The sequence below is a fragment of the Streptomyces sp. NPDC043680 genome (assembly GCF_056436685.1).
In genome coordinates, this window is sequence record NZ_JBWKCE010000001.1 from 280,340 (window position 1) to 299,760 (window position 19,421).

At 74.0% G+C, this 19,421-nt stretch carries 12 protein-coding genes; 4 read left to right on the top strand and 8 right to left on the bottom strand.

The window, feature by feature from the left end; genetic code table 11:
• The first annotated feature begins 28 nt into the window (after nucleotides 1-28).
• From AC0666_RS01250 to AC0666_RS01260, 3 genes are all read left to right on the top strand, one after another.
• Nucleotides 29-769: a response regulator transcription factor gene (locus AC0666_RS01250; protein ID WP_356849500.1), complete on the top strand. Its 741-nt coding sequence runs from the start codon at nucleotides 29-31 to the stop codon at nucleotides 767-769.
• Nucleotides 766-1,914 (top strand): HAMP domain-containing sensor histidine kinase, encoded by a 1,149-nt coding sequence (locus tag AC0666_RS01255; RefSeq protein ID WP_469154216.1) that lies wholly within the window; start codon nucleotides 766-768, stop codon nucleotides 1,912-1,914. Before AC0666_RS01250 ends, AC0666_RS01255 begins: the two co-directional genes overlap by 4 nt.
• A 259-nt stretch (nucleotides 1,915-2,173) precedes the next feature.
• Nucleotides 2,174-6,094 carry a multifunctional oxoglutarate decarboxylase/oxoglutarate dehydrogenase thiamine pyrophosphate-binding subunit/dihydrolipoyllysine-residue succinyltransferase subunit gene (locus AC0666_RS01260; RefSeq protein WP_478706893.1) on the top strand — a complete coding sequence of 1,307 codons (3,921 nt, stop codon included), beginning with the start codon at nucleotides 2,174-2,176 and terminating at the stop codon, nucleotides 6,092-6,094.
• Between the two features lie 180 nt (nucleotides 6,095-6,274).
• On the opposite strand, the gene fxsT is transcribed toward AC0666_RS01260, so the two are convergent.
• The 7 genes from fxsT to AC0666_RS01295 all read right to left on the bottom strand — a co-directional run bounded on the left by fxsT (nucleotide 6,275) and on the right by AC0666_RS01295 (nucleotide 18,513).
• On the bottom strand, nucleotides 6,275-9,280 hold the full coding sequence (fxsT, locus tag AC0666_RS01265; protein ID WP_468963278.1) for an FxSxx-COOH system tetratricopeptide repeat protein: 3,006 nt from the start codon (nucleotides 9,278-9,280) through the stop codon (nucleotides 6,275-6,277).
• Nucleotides 9,281-9,343: 63 nt separating this feature from the next.
• Nucleotides 9,344-10,609 carry an HEXXH motif domain-containing protein gene (locus AC0666_RS01270; RefSeq protein ID WP_468963277.1) on the bottom strand — a complete coding sequence of 422 codons (1,266 nt, stop codon included), beginning with the start codon at nucleotides 10,607-10,609 and terminating at the stop codon, nucleotides 9,344-9,346.
• A complete protein-coding gene (locus AC0666_RS01275) occupies nucleotides 10,606-11,880 on the bottom strand; it encodes an FxsB family cyclophane-forming radical SAM/SPASM peptide maturase (RefSeq protein ID WP_478706894.1) in 1,275 nt (424 codons plus the stop codon). The genes AC0666_RS01270 and AC0666_RS01275 overlap by 4 nt, the downstream gene beginning before the upstream one ends.
• A 114-nt stretch (nucleotides 11,881-11,994) precedes the next feature.
• Nucleotides 11,995-12,189, bottom strand: coding sequence for an FxSxx-COOH cyclophane-containing RiPP peptide (gene fxsA / locus AC0666_RS01280; protein WP_468963275.1), 195 nt, complete (start codon nucleotides 12,187-12,189; stop codon nucleotides 11,995-11,997).
• A gap of 86 nt (nucleotides 12,190-12,275) precedes the next feature.
• The gene (locus AC0666_RS01285; protein WP_478706895.1) at nucleotides 12,276-15,398 is read right to left on the bottom strand and encodes an SAV_2336 N-terminal domain-related protein; all 3,123 of its coding nucleotides are present in this window, start codon (nucleotides 15,396-15,398) and stop codon (nucleotides 12,276-12,278) included.
• Nucleotides 15,399-15,404: 6 nt separating this feature from the next.
• Nucleotides 15,405-16,415, bottom strand: a complete 1,011-nt coding sequence (locus AC0666_RS01290) for an AAA family ATPase (protein ID WP_468963273.1) — start codon at nucleotides 16,413-16,415, stop codon at nucleotides 15,405-15,407.
• Nucleotides 16,416-16,434: 19 nt separating this feature from the next.
• Entirely contained in the window at nucleotides 16,435-18,513 is a 2,079-nt protein-coding gene (locus AC0666_RS01295) for a VMAP-C domain-containing protein (protein ID WP_478706896.1), read from the bottom strand.
• A gap of 133 nt (nucleotides 18,514-18,646) precedes the next feature.
• Between AC0666_RS01295 and AC0666_RS01300 the strand changes: the two genes are divergently transcribed.
• The gene (locus tag AC0666_RS01300; protein ID WP_003966321.1) at nucleotides 18,647-18,832 is read left to right on the top strand and encodes a DUF6104 family protein; all 186 of its coding nucleotides are present in this window, start codon (nucleotides 18,647-18,649) and stop codon (nucleotides 18,830-18,832) included.
• A gap of 99 nt (nucleotides 18,833-18,931) precedes the next feature.
• On the opposite strand, the gene sodN is transcribed toward AC0666_RS01300, so the two are convergent.
• Nucleotides 18,932-19,327 (bottom strand): superoxide dismutase, Ni, encoded by a 396-nt coding sequence (gene sodN, locus AC0666_RS01305; RefSeq protein WP_048475438.1) that lies wholly within the window; start codon nucleotides 19,325-19,327, stop codon nucleotides 18,932-18,934.
• Nucleotides 19,328-19,421 lie beyond the last annotated feature (94 nt).

Here is a 19,421-nt window from a genome sequence, read left to right on the forward strand (position 1 = left end):
CCCATTACGCGGATCTTCAGGGGCGGAAATGGAACAGACACACACCACCCACAGCGGGGCCGCGGCCACTCCCGGCGCTCAGCGGCGCGTGCTCGTGGTCGAGGACGACCGCACCATCGCCGATGCCATCGCGGCCCGGCTGCGCGCCGAGGGCTTCCAGGTCCAGGCGGCCTTCGACGGCCCCGCGGCCGTGGCGGCGGCCGAGAGCTGGCAGCCCGAGCTGCTGGTCCTCGACGTGATGCTGCCCGGCTTCGACGGGCTGGAGGTCTGCCGCCGGGTCCAGGCGCAGCGGCCGGTGCCGGTGCTGATGCTCACCGCCCGCGACGACGAGACGGACATGCTGGTCGGGCTCGGGGTCGGGGCGGACGACTACATGACGAAGCCGTTCTCGATGCGCGAGCTGGCCGCGCGGGTCCACGTCCTGCTGCGGCGGGTGGAGCGGGCGACGCTCGCCGCGCACGCCCCGCGCGGGGCCACGCTGCGGCTGGGCGACCTGGAGATCGACCACGCGCAGCGCCGGGTCCGGGTCCAGTCCGAGGACGTGCACCTGACCCCGACCGAGTTCGACCTGCTGGTGTGCCTGGCCGGGACCCCGCGGGCGGTGCTCTCCCGGGAGCAGCTGCTGGCCGAGGTGTGGGACTGGGCCGACGCGTCCGGGACCCGTACGGTCGACAGCCACATCAAGGCCCTGCGCCGCAAGATCGGGGCGGAGCGGATCCGTACGGTCCACGGCGTCGGGTACGCCCTGGAGACCCCGGCCCAGGCATGAGCCGCGGCATGCACCCCGGTACGGGCTCCGGAACAGGCCCCGGCACGGGCCCCGGTACGGGCCGCCCGCCGCGGCCCCGGCCCGCCCACCAGCTGAGGCCGTACTCCCCCTTCTCGATCAAGACCAAGCTGGGCACGCTGGTCGTGGTGTCGGTCTTCATCACCACGGGGCTGCTGATGGTGGCCCTGCGCACGGACACGGAGCTGCGGTTCATCACCGTCTTCTCGGTGATCGCCTCGATGCTCATCACCCAGTTCGTCGCGCACGGCCTGACGGCGCCGCTGGACGAGATGACCACCGTGGCCCGGGCGATATCCCACGGGGACTTCACCCGCCGGGTCCGCGGGGCGGGGCGCCGCGACGAGCTGGGCGACCTGGCCTCCACCATCAACCTGATGGCGGACGACCTGGAGGCGGTGGACCGGCACCGCAGGGAGCTGGTCGCCAACGTCTCGCACGAGCTGCGCACGCCCATCGCCGCCCTGCGGGCGGTGCTGGAGAACGTGGTGGACGGGGTCTCGGCCGCCGACCCGGAGACCATGCGGACGATGCTGAAGCAGACCGAGCGGCTGGGGCGGCTGGTCGAGACGCTGCTGGACCTGTCCCGGGTGGACAACGGGGTCGTGCCGCTGAAGGCCCGCCGCTTCGAGGTGTGGCCGTACCTGTCGGGCGTGCTGAAGGAGTCGGGCCTCGCCGCCGCCGGCCGACCGGGCCTGTCGTCCGGCTCGGGCGGGCACACCCGCAACGACGTGCACCTGCACCTCGACGTCTTCCCGTCCGGACTGACGGCCTACGCGGACGCCGAGCGCCTCCACCAGGTGGTGGCGAACCTGATCGACAACGCGGTCAAGCACAGCCCGCCGCACGGCCGGGTCACGGTCCGGGCCCGCGCGGGCGAGACTCCGGGGAGCCTGGCGCTGGAGGTACGGGACGAGGGCCCCGGCATCCCCGAGGCCGAGCGGCACCGGGTCTTCGAACGGTTCAACCGCGGCAGCGCCCACGGCGGCGACGGGGGCACCGGGCTGGGCCTGGCGATCGCCCGTTGGGCCGTCGGCCTGCACGGAGGGGACATCGGAGTGGCCGAATCGTCACGCGGCTGCCGCATCCTTGTCACGCTTCCGGGCAGTTCACAGGCGCCTCATTGACGTAGGGTTCGAGTGGGAAGGACATGATCTCGGCCACACGTGCCCGGGGTCCGTCAGGGGTGCGAAGCCAAGGGGGCCGCAACCTGGGTGCCGCCTACCCGAACCTGGCTGGTTTCCCGCCATTCCGCGCGGCGAAACCCGCCGTTCGGTGTGACCTACATGACGGAAGTCCGGCCCGGTCTGCATCTCACCCCTGGAGAGGCGTAGCCTTTATTCCCGCTGTCCATACCTTGTGAAGCGGAAGAGGGCGGTTGCCGCCGTGTCGCCACAGTCCCCCAGTAACCCGACCACCACGACCGAAGCAGCAGGGGGCGGGAAGACCCCTGCCTCGGGCTTCGGCGCGAATGAGTGGCTCGTCGACGAGATCTATCAGCAGTACCTCCAGGACCCGAACTCGGTCGACCGGGCCTGGTGGGACTTCTTCGCCGACTACAAGCCGGGCGGCGCTGCCGCTCCCGCGAAGGCCGAAGAACCGAAGAAGTCCCCGGTGACGGATGGCGCCTCCGCACAGGCCGCCACGGCCGTCACCCAGGCCCCGCAGGTCTCCGAGGCTGCCGCCACGGGGGCGGCCGGCCCCGGTGCAGGCACCGGCTCCACCGCAGCGGCCGACGCCGCGCCCGCATCTGCCGCGCCCACTCCTGTGTCAGCTCCTGCCCCTGCTCCTGCCACCCCCTCTGGTGCCCCTGCTGTGACTGTCACCTCCCAGGCCCCGGCCGCCGCACCGGCCGCGCCCGCCTCTCAGGCCCCGGCCGCCGCTCCCGCCACCGCAGCCCCCAAGCAGGCCGCGCCCGCCGCCGAGGCCCCCGCGGGCCCCGAGCTGGTGACGCTCCGCGGCCCGGCTGCCGCCGTGGCGAAGAACATGAACGCCTCGCTGGAGGTGCCGACGGCCACGTCCGTGCGCGCCGTCCCGGTGAAGCTGCTGTTCGACAACCGCATCGTCATCAACAACCACCTCAAGCGCGCCCGGGGCGGGAAGATCTCCTTCACCCACCTCATCGGCTACGCGATGGTGCAGGCCATCAAGGCCATGCCGTCCATGAATTACTCCTTCGCGGAGAAGGACGGCAAGCCGACCCTGGTCAAGCCGGAGCACGTGAACTTCGGCCTCGCGATCGACCTGGTGAAGCCGAACGGCGACCGCCAGCTCGTCGTCGCCGGCATCAAGAAGGCCGAGACCCTCAACTTCTTCGAGTTCTGGCAGGCGTACGAGGACATCGTCCGCCGCGCCCGCGTCGGCAAGCTGACGATGGACGACTTCACCGGCGTCACCGTCTCGCTGACCAACCCCGGCGGCCTGGGCACCGTGCACTCCGTGCCCCGCCTGATGCCCGGACAGTCCGTCATCATGGGCGTCGGCTCCATGGACTACCCGGCCGAGTTCCAGGGCACCTCGCAGGACACCCTGAACAAGCTGGGCATCTCCAAGGTCATGACCCTGACCTCGACCTACGACCACCGGGTCATCCAGGGCGCGGCCTCCGGCGAGTTCCTGCGCATCGTCGCCAACCTGCTGCTCGGCGAGGACGGCTTCTACGACGGCGTCTTCGAGTCGCTGCGCATCCCGTACGAGCCGGTTCGCTGGAACCGCGACATCGACGCCTCGCACGACGACGACGTCACGAAGGCCGCCCGCGTCTTCGAGCTGATCCACTCCTACCGGGTCCGCGGCCACGTCATGGCCGACACCGACCCGCTGGAGTACAAGCAGCGCAAGCACCCCGACCTCGACATCACCGAGCACGGCCTCACCCTGTGGGACCTGGAGCGCGAGTTCGCGGTCGGCGGCTTCGCCGGCAAGTCGATGATGAAGCTGCGCGACATCCTCGGCGTGCTGCGCGACTCGTACTGCCGCACCACCGGCGTCGAGTTCATGCACATCCAGGACCCCAAGCAGCGCAAGTGGATCCAGGACCGCATCGAGCGCCCGCACTCCAAGCCGGAGCGCGAGGAGCAGCTGCGCATCCTGCGCCGGCTGAACGCGGCGGAGGCCTTCGAGACCTTCCTGCAGACGAAGTACGTCGGCCAGAAGCGCTTCTCGCTGGAGGGCGGCGAGTCCGTCATCCCGCTGCTCGACGCCGTCATCGACTCGGCCGCCGAGGCCCGCCTCGAAGAGGTCGTCATCGGCATGGCCCACCGCGGCCGCCTGAACGTGCTCGCGAACATCGTCGGCAAGTCCTACGCGCAGATCTTCCGCGAGTTCGAGGGCAACCTCGACCCGAAGTCCATGCACGGCTCCGGCGACGTCAAGTACCACCTGGGCGCCGAGGGCACCTTCACCGGCCTCGACGGCGAGCAGATCAAGGTCTCGCTCGTCGCGAACCCCTCCCACCTGGAGGCGGTCGACCCGGTCCTGGAGGGTGTCGCCCGCGCCAAGCAGGACATCATCAACAAGGGCGGTACGGACTTCACCGTCCTGCCCGTCGCGCTGCACGGTGACGCGGCCTTCGCCGGCCAGGGCGTCGTCGCCGAGACGCTCAACATGTCGCAGCTGCGCGGTTACCGCACCGGCGGCACCGTCCACGTCGTGATCAACAACCAGGTCGGCTTCACCGCCGCCCCGGAGTCCTCGCGTTCCTCGATGTACGCGACCGACGTGGCCCGCATGATCGAGGCGCCGATCTTCCACGTGAACGGTGACGACCCGGAGGCCGTGGTCCGCGTCGCGCGGCTCGCCTTCGAGTTCCGCCAGGCGTTCAACAAGGACGTGGTCATCGACCTCATCTGCTACCGCCGCCGCGGCCACAACGAGTCCGACAACCCGGCCTTCACGCAGCCGCTGATGTACGACCTGATCGACAAGAAGCGCTCGGTGCGCAAGCTCTACACCGAGTCCCTCATCGGTCGCGGCGACATCACGCTCGAAGAGGCCGAGCAGGCGCTCCAGGACTTCCAGGGCCAGCTGGAGAAGGTCTTCGCGGAGGTCCGCGAGGCCGCCACGCAGCCCGCGGTCGCCCCGCCGGTCGCCCCGGCCGGTCAGGCCGAGTTCCCGGTGCCCGTGGACACCGCGGTCTCCCCGGAGGTCGTCAAGCGGATCGCCGAGTCGCAGGTCAACATCCCCGACCACGTCACCGTCCACCCGCGTCTGCTGCCGCAGCTGCAGCGCCGCGCGGCGATGATCGACGAGGGCACCATCGACTGGGGCATGGGCGAGACCCTGGCCTTCGGCTCGCTGCTGATGGAGGGCACCCCGGTCCGGCTGTCGGGCCAGGACTCCCGCCGCGGCACCTTCGGCCAGCGCCACGCGGTGCTGATCGACCGGGAGACCGGCGAGGACCACACCCCGCTGCAGTACCTGTCGGACGACCAGGCCCGGTTCAACGTCTACGACTCGCTGCTCTCGGAGTACGCGGCCATGGGCTTCGAGTACGGCTACTCGCTGGCCCGTCCGGACGCGCTGGTCCTGTGGGAGGCCCAGTTCGGTGACTTCGTCAACGGCGCGCAGACCGTCGTCGACGAGTTCATCTCCTCGGCCGAGCAGAAGTGGGGCCAGACCTCCGGCGTCACGCTGCTGCTGCCGCACGGCTACGAGGGCCAGGGCCCGGACCACAGCTCCGCCCGCCCCGAGCGCTTCCTCCAGCTGTGCGCGCAGAACAACATGACGGTCGCCATGCCGACGCTGCCGTCGAACTACTTCCACCTGCTGCGCTGGCAGGTCCACAACCCGCACCACAAGCCGCTCATCGTCTTCACCCCGAAGTCGATGCTGCGCCTGAAGGCCGCGGCGTCGAAGGCGGAGGAGTTCACGAGCGGTTCGTTCCGCCCGGTCATCGGCGACTCCACCGTCGACCCGAACGCGGTGCGCAAGGTCGTCTTCTGCGCGGGCAAGGTCTACTACGACCTGGAGGCCGAGCGGCAGAAGCGCGGTGTCACCGACACGGCGATCATCCGCATCGAGCGGCTGTACCCGCTGCCGGGTGCCGAGCTCCAGGCGGAGATCGCCAAGTTCCCGAACGCGGCCAAGTACATCTGGGCGCAGGAGGAGCCGGCGAACCAGGGTGCGTGGCCGTTCATCGCGCTGAACCTGATCGACCACCTCGACCTGGCGGTCGGCGCGGACATCCCGTCGGGCGAGCGCCTGCGGCGCATCTCGCGCCCGCACGGCTCCTCCCCGGCGGTGGGCTCCGCGAAGCGCCACCAGGCGGAGCAGCAGCTGCTGCTGAACGAGGTCTTCGAGGCCTAGTCGCTGCGCTGAGCTGAACAAGGAAGGCCCGACCCCTCAAGGGGGCCGGGCCTTCCGGCCGTTCCGGGCGCGGCTGGCACCCGGGTGGCCGGGCGCCGACGGCCTTTCGCGCCCGGAACGGCTTGCGGAACGGGGGCGTCGTGGGCCGTCTCCGTGCGCCCTGTCGGGGCTGATCGCCGCCTACGGCTGTGGTTCGAAGTCCCAGTACGGGCGCATCTGCTGGCGGGCCGAGACGGTGTGGACGTGCTGGGGGCCCAGGGTGCGGGTCAGGGCGCGCAGGCCCGCGTCCTCGTGCTTCTGTGCCTCCACGTCCTCCCGTACCGACCGGAGGTCGGCCGCCAAGGCGATCTGGGCGCTCAGCGTCATCGGGTGGTCGGGGCCGAGGACCTGCTCGCAGCCGCGGAGGGTCTCCCGGCTCAGGTCGAGCGCGTCCTCCAGGCGGCCGGTGATGTTGCGGTGCCCGGTGGCGTTGAGGGCGCAGCCCAGGGTCCACGGGTGCCGCTCGCCGACCGCGCCCCGCATGCCGACCAGTGCCTGTTCGGCGAGGCTGAGTGCCTCGACCCGTTCGCCCTGCGCGCGCAGCACCAGGCCGAGGTTGCCGACGGTGCCGATGCTGTACGGGTGGGCGAGGCCGAGCTGCGTCTGGTAGCCGCGTACGACCTCCTCGGAGATCCGGCGGGCCTCGCCGATGTCCCCGTACTCCCGCAGGTGGGTGGCGTAGTCGGAGGCCACCATCAGCGTCCACGGGAACGTCGCGCCGAACACCCGCGTCGAGCGCTCCAGGACGCTGCGCAGCCGGGCTCCGGCGCCGGGGATGTCCCCGGAGCGGCGCAGGCACATCCCGAGGTTGTGCTCGGCGCGCAGGGTCTGCGGGTGGTTGGCACCCAGCACCTGGGAGTTGAGCTTGAGGCCCTGTTCCTGGCGGGCGAGGGCCTCGCGGTAGCGGCCCATGAGCCGCAGGCCCATCGCGCAGCCGATCCCGGAGGACAGGGTGGCGATGTGCCGGACGCGCAGGACCCGTTCGCGCCGTCGCAGGGTGTCGAGGTCGGTGTCGTAGGCCTCCTGGTAGCGGCCGAGCAGCCGCAGCGCGACGGCGACGTTGTTCTCGGCGTTGAGCGTGGTGGGGTCGTCCTCGCCGAGCAGCTCGCGGTAGCGGGCGAAGGCGTGCTCCAGCAGTTCCCGGGCCTGGTCGAACTTGGCCGTGCTGAGCAGGACCCCGGCGTAGGTGCTGGTCGCGCGCAGGGTTTCCAGGTCGCGGTCGCCCCGCTCGGCCAGCATGCGGTCGGCGACCGCCTTGGCGAGGGTCTCGGCGCGTTTGAAGTGCCCGAGCATGCGCAGGGCGCCGCCGTAGTGGTAGCTGAGCTCGCGCACCTGGTCGTGGTCGTCGCCGAGCATCGTGCGCCAGACGGCGTCGGTCAGTTCGGCGAGCCGCAGGCAGGTGCGGTACTCCCCGGCGAGGATCAGGTAGCGCAGGCAGTGCAGCAGGAAGTTCTGGATGCGCGGATTGGTGCTGGTCAGGACGCCGGAGCTCTCCAGGTGCGGGATGAGTTCGGCGTACCTGGGCCAGAGCCGGGAATCGGAGGGCCGGCCGGGGTCGGCGGCGGCGAGGACCTGGCGCACGGCGCGGGAGAGGGGTTCGGCCTCGTCCGCGGAGAGGTCCTCGCGGACGATGCCGTGGACCATGCGGTGCAGCTGTACGGTCTCCAGCCCGCCGCCCTCCTCCACGGACAGGTCGGAGTATTCGAGGCGTACCACCGAGAACTGGACCAGTTTGTTGAGGGCCGCGTTCCACCGGATCTGGTCGTTGATCAGCCCGGCGAGCTGTTCGGGCACGTCGGCGGCGGGGAACTCGCGCAGCAGCCGCAGGGGCACCGGTCCCGGTGCGAAGAACACGAACAGCCGCAACAGGGCGAGGGCGTCGGGGAAGTTCTCCCGGACGTTGTTGAGGAGTATCGCCAGGGCGGTCGGGAAGGGCAGCGGGTAGTCGTCGGAGACGGTGACGGCCTCCCGCGAGTCCAGCCGGCTCCGCAGCAGCCGCAGGTAGTCGCCGACGGTCAGCGGGGAGTCGGCGAGCCAGCCGGCGGTCTGGTCGAGGGCGAGCGGGTAGTCCTCCAGGGCCTCGGCGAGCTGGTCGGCCTCCTCGCCGGTGAGCCGGATGGCCCGGCGGCGGATGAAGGTGATCGACTCGGGCCGGGCGTAGAGCGGGACTTCGACGAGGCTGGTGTGCCGGGAGGCCCATTCACGGTTGCGGGAGGTGATGATGACGTCGCCGGCGCCCTGCGGCAGCAGATCGGTGAGGTCGTCGGGGTTGTCGCAGCCGTCGAAGACCACCAGCCAGCGGTGGTACGGGGAGCCCCGCCGCAGCGCCTCCAGGACGGCCCGGATCTGCTCGCCGTAGCTGCCCGCGCCGCGTGGCAGGCCGAGGGCGGGGGCCAGGTCGGCGAGCCGCTCGCGCAGGGTGGGCCGGTCCTCGGCGGGCACCCACCACACCACGTCGTACTCGGAGGCGAAACGGTAGGCGTATTCGGTGGCGACCTGCGTCTTGCCCACCCCGGACAGGCCGAGCAGGGTCACGGTGGCGGCCCCGGGCGGGGCTTCGGTCAGGGCGGCCCGCAGTCGGCCGATGACGTCGTTGCGGCCGGTGAAGCGCGGGTTGCGGCGCGGGACCCGGCCCCAGATCTCGGGCGGGTCGTTGGGGAAGCGGGGGCCGCGGCGGCCGGTCTCGGTGCCGATCCGGTCGGTCGGCAGCTCCAGCCTGCGCAGCACGCGGTATTCGGCCTCGTACGCGTCCAGGCCCCACAGGTCGGTCTTCTCCAGTACGGCGACGGCGCTGGGCAGCGGAGCGTCGGTGAGGCAGACGGCGGCGAACCGGTCGGGGTGGTCGTCGGTGACGGTCCGCAGGGCCGTGTTCCACTCCTCGTCGGTGTGGGTGCCCGCGGAGAAGTAGCGTTCGCTGAGGACGAGCAGGACGCGGCTGCCGCTGCGGGCGAGGTCGTCGAGGGCCTGCGCGATGCCCGGGCTGTTCTGCGGGTCCCAGCGCTGGAGGGCGACGCGGTGGCCGTGCTCCTCCAGGCGGTGGGCGATCCACACGGCCCAGGGGCGGTTGAAGCCCGCGAAGCTGATGACGAAGCGCTGCGGCTGCGCGGCTCCGTCTCGGTCTCGGTCCTGCCGACTACCGGTGGTCATGCGGCCGTCTCCCTGAATCCGGGCAGTGGACGGGGTTGAAAAGGTACCGCAGCGGACGGTCCGTCATCCCTGTGCGAACGGGGCGAGTTCGGGGTGGTCCTCGCACCAGGCGCGGCGTTCGCGGTCGACGGCCCGGCGGGCGGTGGCGTGCTGGTCACCGGGCGGATGCAGTTCGTCCATGGCCTGCTCGGCGGCGGTCATCGCGGCGGTGAACTGGCGTCCGGCCGCGGTCAGTCGGGGATGCTCGTGCAGGACCGGGAGCACGGCGGCCACCTGGGCCCGGATCCGGGCGTGCTGGGCCCAGGCGCCGCGGGCCCCGTAGAGGGCGGCGCGCTGCCAGTAGCCGGCCAGGGCCAGATGGGCGTACGCGCCGTGCAGCAGTCCCTCCAACGGGCGGGGGTCGCTGCGCCAGGGGGCCCAGTGCAGGGGCGTCCGGTCGGCGGTGTGCAGCGGCAGGATGTCGGCGAGGGCGGCCAGTTTGCCGTGCTGCACCTCGTGGACGAGGGTCGCGGCCAGGGCGGGCGGGGCCTGGGCGCGGGCGAGGACGGCCCCGGCGGCTGCGGGCAGGGTGGCGCCGCTGGAGCGGGCGCCGCCGCCCAGCGGGACGACGGAGCGCAGCAGCCGGCCGACCTCCCCGGCGCGGGCGGTGTCGTAGCGCTGGAGCAGGGTGAGCGCGCCGGACCACTGGGTGTCCCAGCGTTTGTGCCCCTTGGGGGTGAGCCGGCGGGCGGGGCGGGCGCTGGCCGGGTGGGCGGGGCCGGTGGCCCGGTACGGGTCGAGGTCGTCGAGGGCGGTGTGTCCCCCGGGGAGGGTGTGCAGGGTGAGGACCGCGGGGTCCTCGGGGTCCCAGGAGCGCTCGGTGAGGGCGAGCGGGCCCGGGCGCGGGGGCCGCAGCAGGCCGAGCGTGGGGAGGGCGAGGCGGCCGCCGGCGGGCCGCAGTGCGGTCTTGAAGGTGATGCCGGAGCGCAGGGCGGCGGCGACGGCGAGGGCCCCGAGGTGGCCGAGGTCGGGCGGCGGCCCGGCGGGGGCGTGCAGCCTGCGCAGGGTCTCCTCGGCCCATACGCCGGTGGCCGGGTAGTGCAGGACGTCGTGGACGGCTGCGGGGTCGTGCCGTTCGGCCTCCTCCAGCAGGGCCCAGTGGTCGGCGGCCTCCGCGGCCCGGCCGGCGGGAACGGCGTCGAGTACGGCGCGCAGCAGGACGAGGCGCTTGGAGCGGCGGACGGCGCGGATCAGGCGGGTGGCCTCGGCGCAGGGTTCGGTGGAGCCGAGGGCGCGCAGGGTGGCCGAGCCGACGGTGAATCCGGTCAGGGTGGCGGCCGTGCCGGTCATGAGGCGGCCGCCCGGGGGGCCGCGGGGACCGCGGGGACCGCGGGGACCGCGGCCCGGTGCAGGGCGGCGGCGATGTGCCGGATGACGACCTGGAGGTCGGCGCAGTAGACGGACGGCTGCCGGAAGCCTTCGCCGGCGCGGTAGCGGTGCGGGTAGTGGCCGCCGCCGCAGACCGTGACGAGCTCGCAGGAGCGGCAGCCTGCGGCCAGGGCGTCGAGGCCGAGCTGCCGTGCGGCGAGCCCCGGGTGGTCGAGGAACTGGTCGAAGCTGTGGCGGTGCACGCTCATCCCGGTGGCGGCGGCGCCCTCGTAGGCGGATTTCAGGGAGTCGGCCTGTTCCAGGCTGCCGTCGGTTTCGATGACGGCGGTGGCGGCCGGGGCGAGGCCGAGGGTCTCGGTGGCGGCGGGCAGGCCGAGCAGCAGGGCGATGATCTCTTCGAAGATCCGGATCCGGGTGCGCAGGACCCCGTCCTGCCACCAGCGTTCGAAGACGGCGAGGAGCCAGTCGGCGTACGGGGTCCGGGGCGGGTGGTGGCCGGGCGGCGGGGTGCTCCAGTTGGCGAGGGGCAGCAGCAGGCCGATGGCGGGCGGGGCGAAGGCGAGGAGGGACTCGTAGGTCTCCACCGGGTCCTGGTCGAGGTCGATGACGCACAGCACCCCGGCGTAGCCGGCGGGATGGCGCGCGAGCAGCCGCAGGCCGCGGGCCGCGGCGGTGAAGCCGGGCCGTCCGGCGTGGTCCACGCGCCGGGTGTTGTGCGCGGGGAGCCCGCCGTCCAGGCTGACGCCGACGCGGATCCCGGCGTCGGCGAGCGCGGCGAGCCGGCCGCGGGTGAGCAGGGTGCCGTTCGTCTGGACGGTGGCGGTGACCCGGGTGCGCGGCGAGGTCCGGGCGAGCGCGGCCCGTACGGCGTCGACGGGGACGGCGAGCCGGTCGGGTGCGGTGAGCAGCGGTTCGCCGCCGTGCAGGACGAGGTCGACGCGGGTCAGTGCGTGGGCGGCGGCGTGTTCGGCGATGCGCTCGGCGGTACGGGCGACGGTGGCCGGGGCCATGGCGGCGGGCTGGCCGCGCCAGCCCTGGTCGGCCATCTCGTAGACGTAGCAGTAGGTGCAGGCGAGGTTGCAGCGGCTGCGGGTCTTGAGGACGAACTGCCGTATGGGGTGCGGCCGGTGGCCCTGGGCGCGGGCTGCGGCCACGTCGAGCCGGGCGTGGGGCCAGGGGGCGTGCGTGCGGTGGGCGGGCAGCGCGGCGCCGCCCGTGCGGGTCTGCCTCATGGCCTGCACTCCCTCCCCCCGGCGGACGGTCCATCCCTGCCCGCGGACAGCCCGGGCTAACGACGGAAAACGGTCAACTCTGCGTGCGCTGAGTGGCGCTGGGAACGCGCTGTGTCACGAGACCCCGGAATCGAAGGCGTTGAGGATTTCGGCGGGGTGGGTGACCCGCTCCACCATGCCCTCGATCACCTGGGCGAGCACGGGATGGTCGATGGCGCGCAGTGCGGCCAGATCGAACCCGGACAGGTCCGGTAACGCTCCGGCGCAGGCTGTTCCCGTCGTGGCCGTTTCCTGGTGCCGCGTCACCATGGGCTGCCCGTCCCCCTGTCGAGTCTGCGCATTCAATGGTCCACTGCCCTTTCCCACTGCCTCGGCCCTCCAAGCCCCGGTGGACGTCACAGCGCCGCCTCCAGCAGGCGTACGCGCACCTGCACCGCCTCCCTCCGGTCGGCTGCGGCCGTCCCGAGCCGCCCCAGGAGCTCCACCGCGGAGCGGTAGGCGTCCAGGGCCGCCCGGGGCCGCGCCAGCCGCTCCAGCACCTCCCCCCGCAGCTCCTGGACCCGGGCGGCCAGTTCCACGGCCACCTCCTCGCGCTCCTCCCGGTCGGCGGCCAGCGCCTGGCGCCACGCCCGACGGTAGGAGTCGGCCGCCCGGTCGAGCCGGTCCAGTCCCCGGGTGTGGGAGTGGATCTCCTGCTGGACGTCTCCGTGCTCCCGCCAGGCACGCGCCTGCTCCAGCGGGTCGCGGCTCTGCCGGACGGCCAGTTCCAGCAGGTACTCGGCCTCCCGCAGGTCCACCAGGTCGCCCTCGTACGCGTGCCGCAGCCGCAGCCCCGCCGCGAGCCGCAGCAGCCGCTGCGCCGAGCGGGGGTCGGACTGCGGCACCGCCGCCCGGCTGTCGCGCAGCACCCGTACGGCGGCCGAGGTGAAGCGCCGCCCGTCGGCGGCCCGCGCCCGGTCCAGCAGGACCTCGCCCCACTCGGGCAGCAGCTCCCCGTACGCTTCCCCGTCCCGGGGGATCAGCCGGCGGGCCCGGCCGTAGGCCTCGGCCGCGTCCTCCAGGGCCGCCGGGTCCCCGTCCCGGGCGTACCGGGCGCGGTGCACCCTGGCCAGGCAGACCAGCCCGGCCAGGCGCAGTTCGGGATCCGCGGGGGTCTCGGCGAGGGCCAGGCCCAGCTGTTCGGCGGCCTCCTCCAGCCGCCCGGGCAGATGGCGCAGGGCGGTCGCCAGCTCCACCCGGATCCGTGCACCCGGCCCGGCGGCGAGCCCCGCGGCGAGGCGGTCGGCGGCCTGTTCGGCCAGGGCGGTGCGCTCCGCCGGGTCGGGCGTGCGGCTCAGCAGGGCCAGCAGCACCCGGCCCAGGGCGGCCTGCACCAGCGGTACGGGGGCCGGTCCGGCCAGGGCCTCCAGGGCGGCCCGTGCCTCGCGCAGCGCCCCGGTGTCCTCCCGCAGTTTCCCCAGCCGGACCAGGGTCTGGGCCCGCCGCACCACGCAGTCCAGCCGCAGCTGCGGATCCAGCTCCGGGGCGGCGGCAGCCGCCGCGAACTCCCGTTCCGCCGCGGCCAGCAGCTCCGCGTCGGGCGCGCCCTCCAGGGCCCGTTCGTACAGCACCCGGCCGAGGACGGCCCGGGCCTGCGCGGTCGGGAGCCCGGTCACGGCCCGCTGGGCCTCGGTCAGCAGGTCGGGGTCCCGGCGGCGGGCCCACAGCCGCAGCAGCACGGCCGCGAGCTCGCACTCCGCCTCCCCCGGCGGGTCGTCGGCGGTGGCGGGGGCCGCCACGGCCCGGCGCAGCACGGCGGCGGCCTCGTACAGCCCGCGCCCGCCGGCGTCGGGGTCGGGTGCGGCGAGCCGGTCGCGGGCGGTGCGCACGGCCCAGGCCCGGCCGAGCGGTGCGTCCGGGACGGCTGCGGCGCGTTCCTCCTCGTCGGGGCCGGGCAGGTAGCGCCGTACGACTCTCGCCGAGACCTCGGCGAAGGCCTGCGGGAGGCGTCCGGCGGCAACCCGTTCGTCCCCGCCCTCCTCGACGAGGGGCGCTCCGGTCAGCTGCGAGACGGCGAGCGCCGGGAAGTTGCGCACGCCCCGCCCGAAGTGCGCGAGGACGTACTCCGAGCAGTGCTTGAGCACGAGGGCGGCCTCGTCCCGCCCGAGCGGTCCGAGCAGCACGTCCTGGACACCGGGCACGAACTCGTACCACTGCCCGGGTGCGGTGCCGCGCCGCAGTAGCCCGCTGAGCAGGACCTCGGCCAGGTCCGAGGGCTCCGAGTCGGGCAGCATCGTGCGCTGGACCAGGCGCATCACCGGCAGGGTCAGCGGCGCGGCCGACAGGTACACCGCGAGCTGCACGGCGCGCGGCGAGGCCGAGGAGCGGAAGCGGCGCACCAGTTCCTGCGGCGGCCGCACGGCCCGGGGCGGCGGTACGGGGGCGGCGGGGTGGTCGGCGAGCACCCGGCCCACCTCGGCGGGTACGGGCCCGGTGCCCAGTCCTGCGACGAGGCGGGCCCAGGCGCCGAGGGCGGTCGCGCGGGGCGGCAGGACGGGGACGGTCAGCCCGCCGGTGGGCCGCCCGGGCCGGGCCGGCCGGTCGGGGCGGAACTTCAGCCTGCCCGACCCGCCTTCGATGCGGGTGAGGGCGCCCCGCTCGGTCGGCAGCCAGCTCCTGTTCCACAGCCGCTGGGGCAGCGGCTGCACGACCACGCAGGGGGTGCACTCGGCCCACCGGTACAGCAGCCGCTGGGCCTCGCCCTCGCGCCACAGCGGGCCGGCGCAGTCGGAGACGACCATGGTCAGCGCCCGGCCGGTGGGATCGCGCAGCTGGTCCCCGGAGCGCAGCCGGGTGCCGGGGCCGGGCCCGCGCCCGAGGGCCGCCCGGCCGTCGGCGAGCCGGTGCAGGTAGTGCACCTGCACGTCCCGGAAGGCGCCCAAGCGCTCGCACACGGCCCGGAGTTCCTCGAACATCTCCTGCCAGACGGCCATGGACGGGGACGCGTCCATCACCAGCCGTACGGTCGCCTCGCGCCGGCTCTCCGGCCGCAGCACCGGAATGACCAGCCCGAGGGCCCGGGCGCTGGCCTCGGCGGTGGCTGGCTCGTCGAGCACGAGCCGGGTGGGCGGACCGGGCGGCCGGTGCCGCTGGAGGGCGCGCAGGGCCCGCTGGATGTCGAGTATCCGGGGCAGGGCCGCGGCCCCGGGCACCCGTACGGGCACCCCTCCCCCGTCCGGCAGCAGGGCGGCCTCCGCCGCGACGGCCCCCCGGGCCCGGGCGGCGTACAGCCGGACGGGGTCCTCGGCCGGTGCGCCGGGCCGTACGGGCTCCTCCTCGGGCGGCGGCGCCCCCCCGGTCCGCGGGCGCCTGATCCGGGCCTCCTGGCGCGGGGGGCCGCCGGCCGCGGGCGGGCCGATGTGCCCGGCCAGCCACAGGGCGTCGGCGAGTTCCTCGGCGGAGGGATCGAGTCCCGCGGTGCGCAGGAGCGCGGCCAGTTCGCGCAGGCCCGGGGGGACCGGTGGCCGGTCGGGGGTCACGGCCGCTCACCTCGGACGGTCGAGGCGCTGGATGAGCAGGTCGGCGAGGTCCTCCCGGGTGGGCGGGGCGGCGTAGTGGGTGAGGTAAATGGCGTTCAGCAGCTGGTCGGCGGCGACGAGTTCGGACTGGGAGCGGCTGAGGAACTCGCGGATCAGGTCGGCACCGAGCTGGGCGGCCTCCTCGCCGAGGTGGGCGCGGACCATGGTGGCGAGCCGTTTCTCGCCGGGCTGCCCGAGTTTGAGCTGGATGCAGCGGCGCAGCAGGGCGGCGGGGAAGTCCCGTTCGCCGTTGCTGGTCAGGATGATGAAGGGGAAGGCCCGGCAGCGCACCCGGCCGCCCCGGACGGTGACCTTCGCCCCGTCGTCGGTGAGCACCTGCACCTCGGGTTCGGTGTCGGCGACGCGCTCCAGTTCGGGCAGCGCGTACTCGCCTTCCTCCAGTACGTTCAGGAGGTCGTTGGGCAGGTCGATGTCGCTCTTGTCGAGCTCGTCGATGAGCAGGACGCGGGGCCGTTCGGTGGGCAGCAGGGCGGTGCCGAGCGGGCCGAGGCGGATGTACTTTCCGATGCCCGGGGCGCCGCCGGGTGCGCCGCCGCCGGCGGCGATCTGCACGTCCTGGAGGCGGGCGATGGCGTCGTACCGGTACAGCCCCTCCTGGAGCACCGTCCGCGACACCACGGGCCAGCGCAGCACCCGGCCGAGTTTCAGCTCGTGGGCGACGGCGTGCGCGAGGGTCGACTTCCCGGTGCCCGGGTACCCGGTGACCAGCAGGGGGCGGCGCAGGTACAGCGCCGCGTTGATGGCCTCCAGCTCCTCCGGTTCGGGGCGGTGCAGTTCGGCTGCGTGCCGGTGCGCGCCGAGGCGCCGGGTGACGTTCCCGTCGGCGGTCGCGGCCTGGCCGCCGGGCTCGCCGACGGGTCCGCCGTCGAAGTCCCGCCAGGGCGGCGGATCGGGCAGTGCGTCGATCCCGTCGTGGGGTTCGCCCACCCCCCGGTATATGAGCCATTCCTCGTTCACTGCTGCTCCCTCCCTCCGGTCACAGGTCACCGTGCAGCGGCTCGTCCTCGGGCAGGGCGCGGGCAGGGTCCTCCCAGATCAGGGTCATCCCGTCGGCCCAGTACGCGTCCGGGTCCGCTCCGTGGGCGCGGGCCCGCAGCGCCTGGAGCCGTTCCGGCAGCCGCTCGCCGTGTCCCGCCTCGGTCAGCTCCTCGCGCAGCCCGCGGTGGAACGGCGCGCACGGCGCGGCCGGATCGGCCGGGGGACGCCGCCCGACGGCGACCCCGTACCCCGCGTCGTGGACCGCCTGCAGGGAGCCGAGGGTGGGCTCCTGGTCGGCGGCCCGGCAGTGCACGGGCACGGTGTTGTCGGGCAGTGCGTCGAGCCAGGCCGGGTCGGGGATCCGGGGGCGGCCCCGCGCGCAGTCGGCCCGCTCGTCCAGCGGCGGGCCGGCCTGGACGCGGGCCCAGCGGTCCGCCCTGCGGTGGGCGGCCTCGCTGCCGGGCGGGGGTTCGCCGCTCCCGGCGGGGTGGCGCAGCACCACCGGCCGCTGCACGCCCAGCGGGACCCGGCCCGTCACGGTCCAGGTGTCGACGGGCAGCCCGAACAGCTCGGGGGCGACGGCGACTTCGAGGACGGCGGCCGCGTCGTGGGTGTCGCAGCGGCGGAACGCCTCGGCGAGCGGGGCCCGGAGGGCCTCGGGCAGTCCCGCCGCGGTGACGCGTTCGCCCGAGTCGACGGGGGTGAGCCGCTCCGGGTGGGCGGGCCCGGCGAGCACCGAGACCCGCCAGTCGTACACGTTCTCCCAGCCGTGGGCCCAGGCCTCCAGCAGGACGGAGGGCCCCGGCCGCGGCCCTGCGGCCGGCCGGCCCTGGGCTGCCGCGGGCCGGCCGGCCCGGGCGCGGCGGCGTCGTTCCCGTTCGACCAGGCCGCGTTCGTGCCGCTCGGCGAGCTCGCGGCGCAGGGGCCTCCAGAGCCGCTCGGCCGTGGCCCGGACCCAGTCCCACAGCTCCTCGTCGGCGCCGGGGGACGGCGGCTCGCGGTGGTCGGCCACGCTCACGTCGGTCGCGTACCGGAGCATCGCGGCGGCCTCCCCGGCGGCGCCGGGCGGGTCGAGCAGCATCCCGAGGCCGTCGCGCCAGCTCAGGGGGGCGGGCAGGGCCGGGTCCGGCTCCTCCCCGCGGGCCGCTTCGACCAGGGCCCGTACGGCCTCGGAGGAGCGGGGCGGCGGGAGTTCGGCGAGCAGCCCGCACAGGGTGGTGCGCTCGGCGGGGGTGAGCCGCCGGCGCCCCTCGTACGGGTCGTCCTCGGCGGGCAGCTCGTCGTGGACGTCGGTCCAGGTGCGGCGGGTTCCCAGATCGCTGAGGTGCTGGTCGTAGTGGTAGAGGTCGTGGGCCTGGATGACCCGGCGGTACAGCCCGATCTGGCCGGTGGCGGCGAGCGGCAGGGTCCGTAACTGGATCACGGAGACGGCGAGCCCGCCGCCTCCGCCCTGCCGGCGGGCCTTGACCACGCCGATGACCTCGCCGCGGGCCAGGTCCACGACGGGACCGCCGGACATGCCGGGCTCGATCTCGTCTTCGTCGCCGAGGCGCAGGGCGGCGCCGTTGGCGGCGGTCCCGCGCAGCCGGGTGGTGCGGCCGGTGATCTCGGGGGTGCCGAGGTCCTCGGTACAGCCGAAGTACGCGACCTCGTCGAGGCGCGGCCGGGCCCGGTCGGTCAGCCGGACGCAGGCGTGCGAGATCGGCGCGAGGACGCGGACCAGCGCCAGGTCGGGCAGGTCCCACAGGGCCCGCCGGGCGGGCCGGCGCTCCTCCAGCCGCTCGGGCAGGACGCACTCGACACGGCCGGTGACGGTTCCGGTGGCGCCGCCGCCGGAAGAGAAGGTGATGCCGAGCTCACGTCCCACGAGACGCACCGCAGCACCCCCTTCGCCGACCACGTGCGCGCACGTCAGGACCCAGCCGGGGGCGACGAAGAAGCCGCTCCCCCAGGTGGGGCCGGTCCCAGAGGGTGCATACCCGCCCGGCGCCGCATGGACGCGTACGGTCGCGGCCTGGACGAGGGGTTCGAGGAGCTCGTAGGCGCGCGCGGTGCCGGTCGTGCGCCCGTCCTGCATCCCCTGCCCCCTCAGGTCTGTGGCTGTTCAAGGCTAGCGCCGGGGGGCGGGACGGGGGAGGTCTCGCCGGGCATGCGGATTATCCTGGCGGGAAACACCCCCTGCACACCTTCATCACGGCACGGAGCCCGCTTTGTACTTCACCGATCGCGGCATCGAGGAGCTGGAGAAGCGGCGCGGCGAGGAGGAGGTCACCTTCGAGTGGCTCGCCGAGCAGCTGCGCACCTTCGTCGACCTGAACCCGGACTTCGAGGTTCCGGTGGAGCGCCTGGCCACGTGGCTGGCCCGGCTGGACGACGAGGACGACGAGGACGCCTGAGCGTCGAGTGAGACCGCCGTTTCCCCGGGGGCGGCCGACGACGAAGGGGCCCGACCGCCGCGGCGGTCGGGCCCCTTCGTCGTCGGGAGTCGGCCCGGATCAGGCGGCCTTGGTCTCCCAGAAGATGCGGTCGATCTCGGCGATGAGGTCGAGGGCCTTCTGGCCGGTCGCCGGGTCGTTGGACGCCTTGGCGGCCGAGAGGGCCTTCAGGGTGTCGTTGACCAGGGTGTGCAGCTGCGGGTACTTCTCGAAGTGCGGCGGCTTGAAGTAGTCGCTCCAGAGCACCGAGACGTGGTGCTTGGCCAGCTCGGCGCGCTGCTCCTTGATGGTGATGGCGCGCGCGCGGAAGTCGGCGTCCTCGTTGGCCTGGTACTTCTCCTGGACGGCCTTGACGGACTCGGCCTCGATGCGGGCCTGGGCAGGGTCGTACACGCCGCACGGAAGATCGCAGTGGGCGGAGACCTTCGCCTTGGGGGCGAAGAGGCGGGAAAGCATGGAGTGTCCTCCTCGTGATCGTCTTCTCAAGGGGGAGATTACTCGCTGGAGAACCGGATTTCGCGGGCGCCCCCAGGGGCTTAGGACAAAAGTC

Excerpts from the sequence above, each read along its gene's own strand:
- fxsT (WP_468963278.1), bottom strand. The coding sequence starts at position 9,280 with ATGACCACCGGTAGTCGGCAGGACCGAGACCGAGACGGAGCCGCGCAG.
- AC0666_RS01255 (WP_469154216.1), top strand. The coding sequence starts at position 766 with ATGAGCCGCGGCATGCACCCCGGTACGGGCTCCGGAACAGGCCCCGGC.
- AC0666_RS01275 (WP_478706894.1), bottom strand. The coding sequence starts at position 11,880 with ATGAGGCAGACCCGCACGGGCGGCGCCGCGCTGCCCGCCCACCGCACG.
- fxsA (WP_468963275.1), bottom strand. The coding sequence starts at position 12,189 with ATGGTGACGCGGCACCAGGAAACGGCCACGACGGGAACAGCCTGCGCC.
- AC0666_RS01270 (WP_468963277.1), bottom strand. The coding sequence starts at position 10,609 with ATGACCGGCACGGCCGCCACCCTGACCGGATTCACCGTCGGCTCGGCC.
- sodN (WP_048475438.1), bottom strand. The coding sequence starts at position 19,327 with ATGCTTTCCCGCCTCTTCGCCCCCAAGGCGAAGGTCTCCGCCCACTGC.
- AC0666_RS01295 (WP_478706896.1), bottom strand. The coding sequence starts at position 18,513 with ATGCAGGACGGGCGCACGACCGGCACCGCGCGCGCCTACGAGCTCCTC.
- AC0666_RS01250 (WP_356849500.1), top strand. The coding sequence starts at position 29 with ATGGAACAGACACACACCACCCACAGCGGGGCCGCGGCCACTCCCGGC.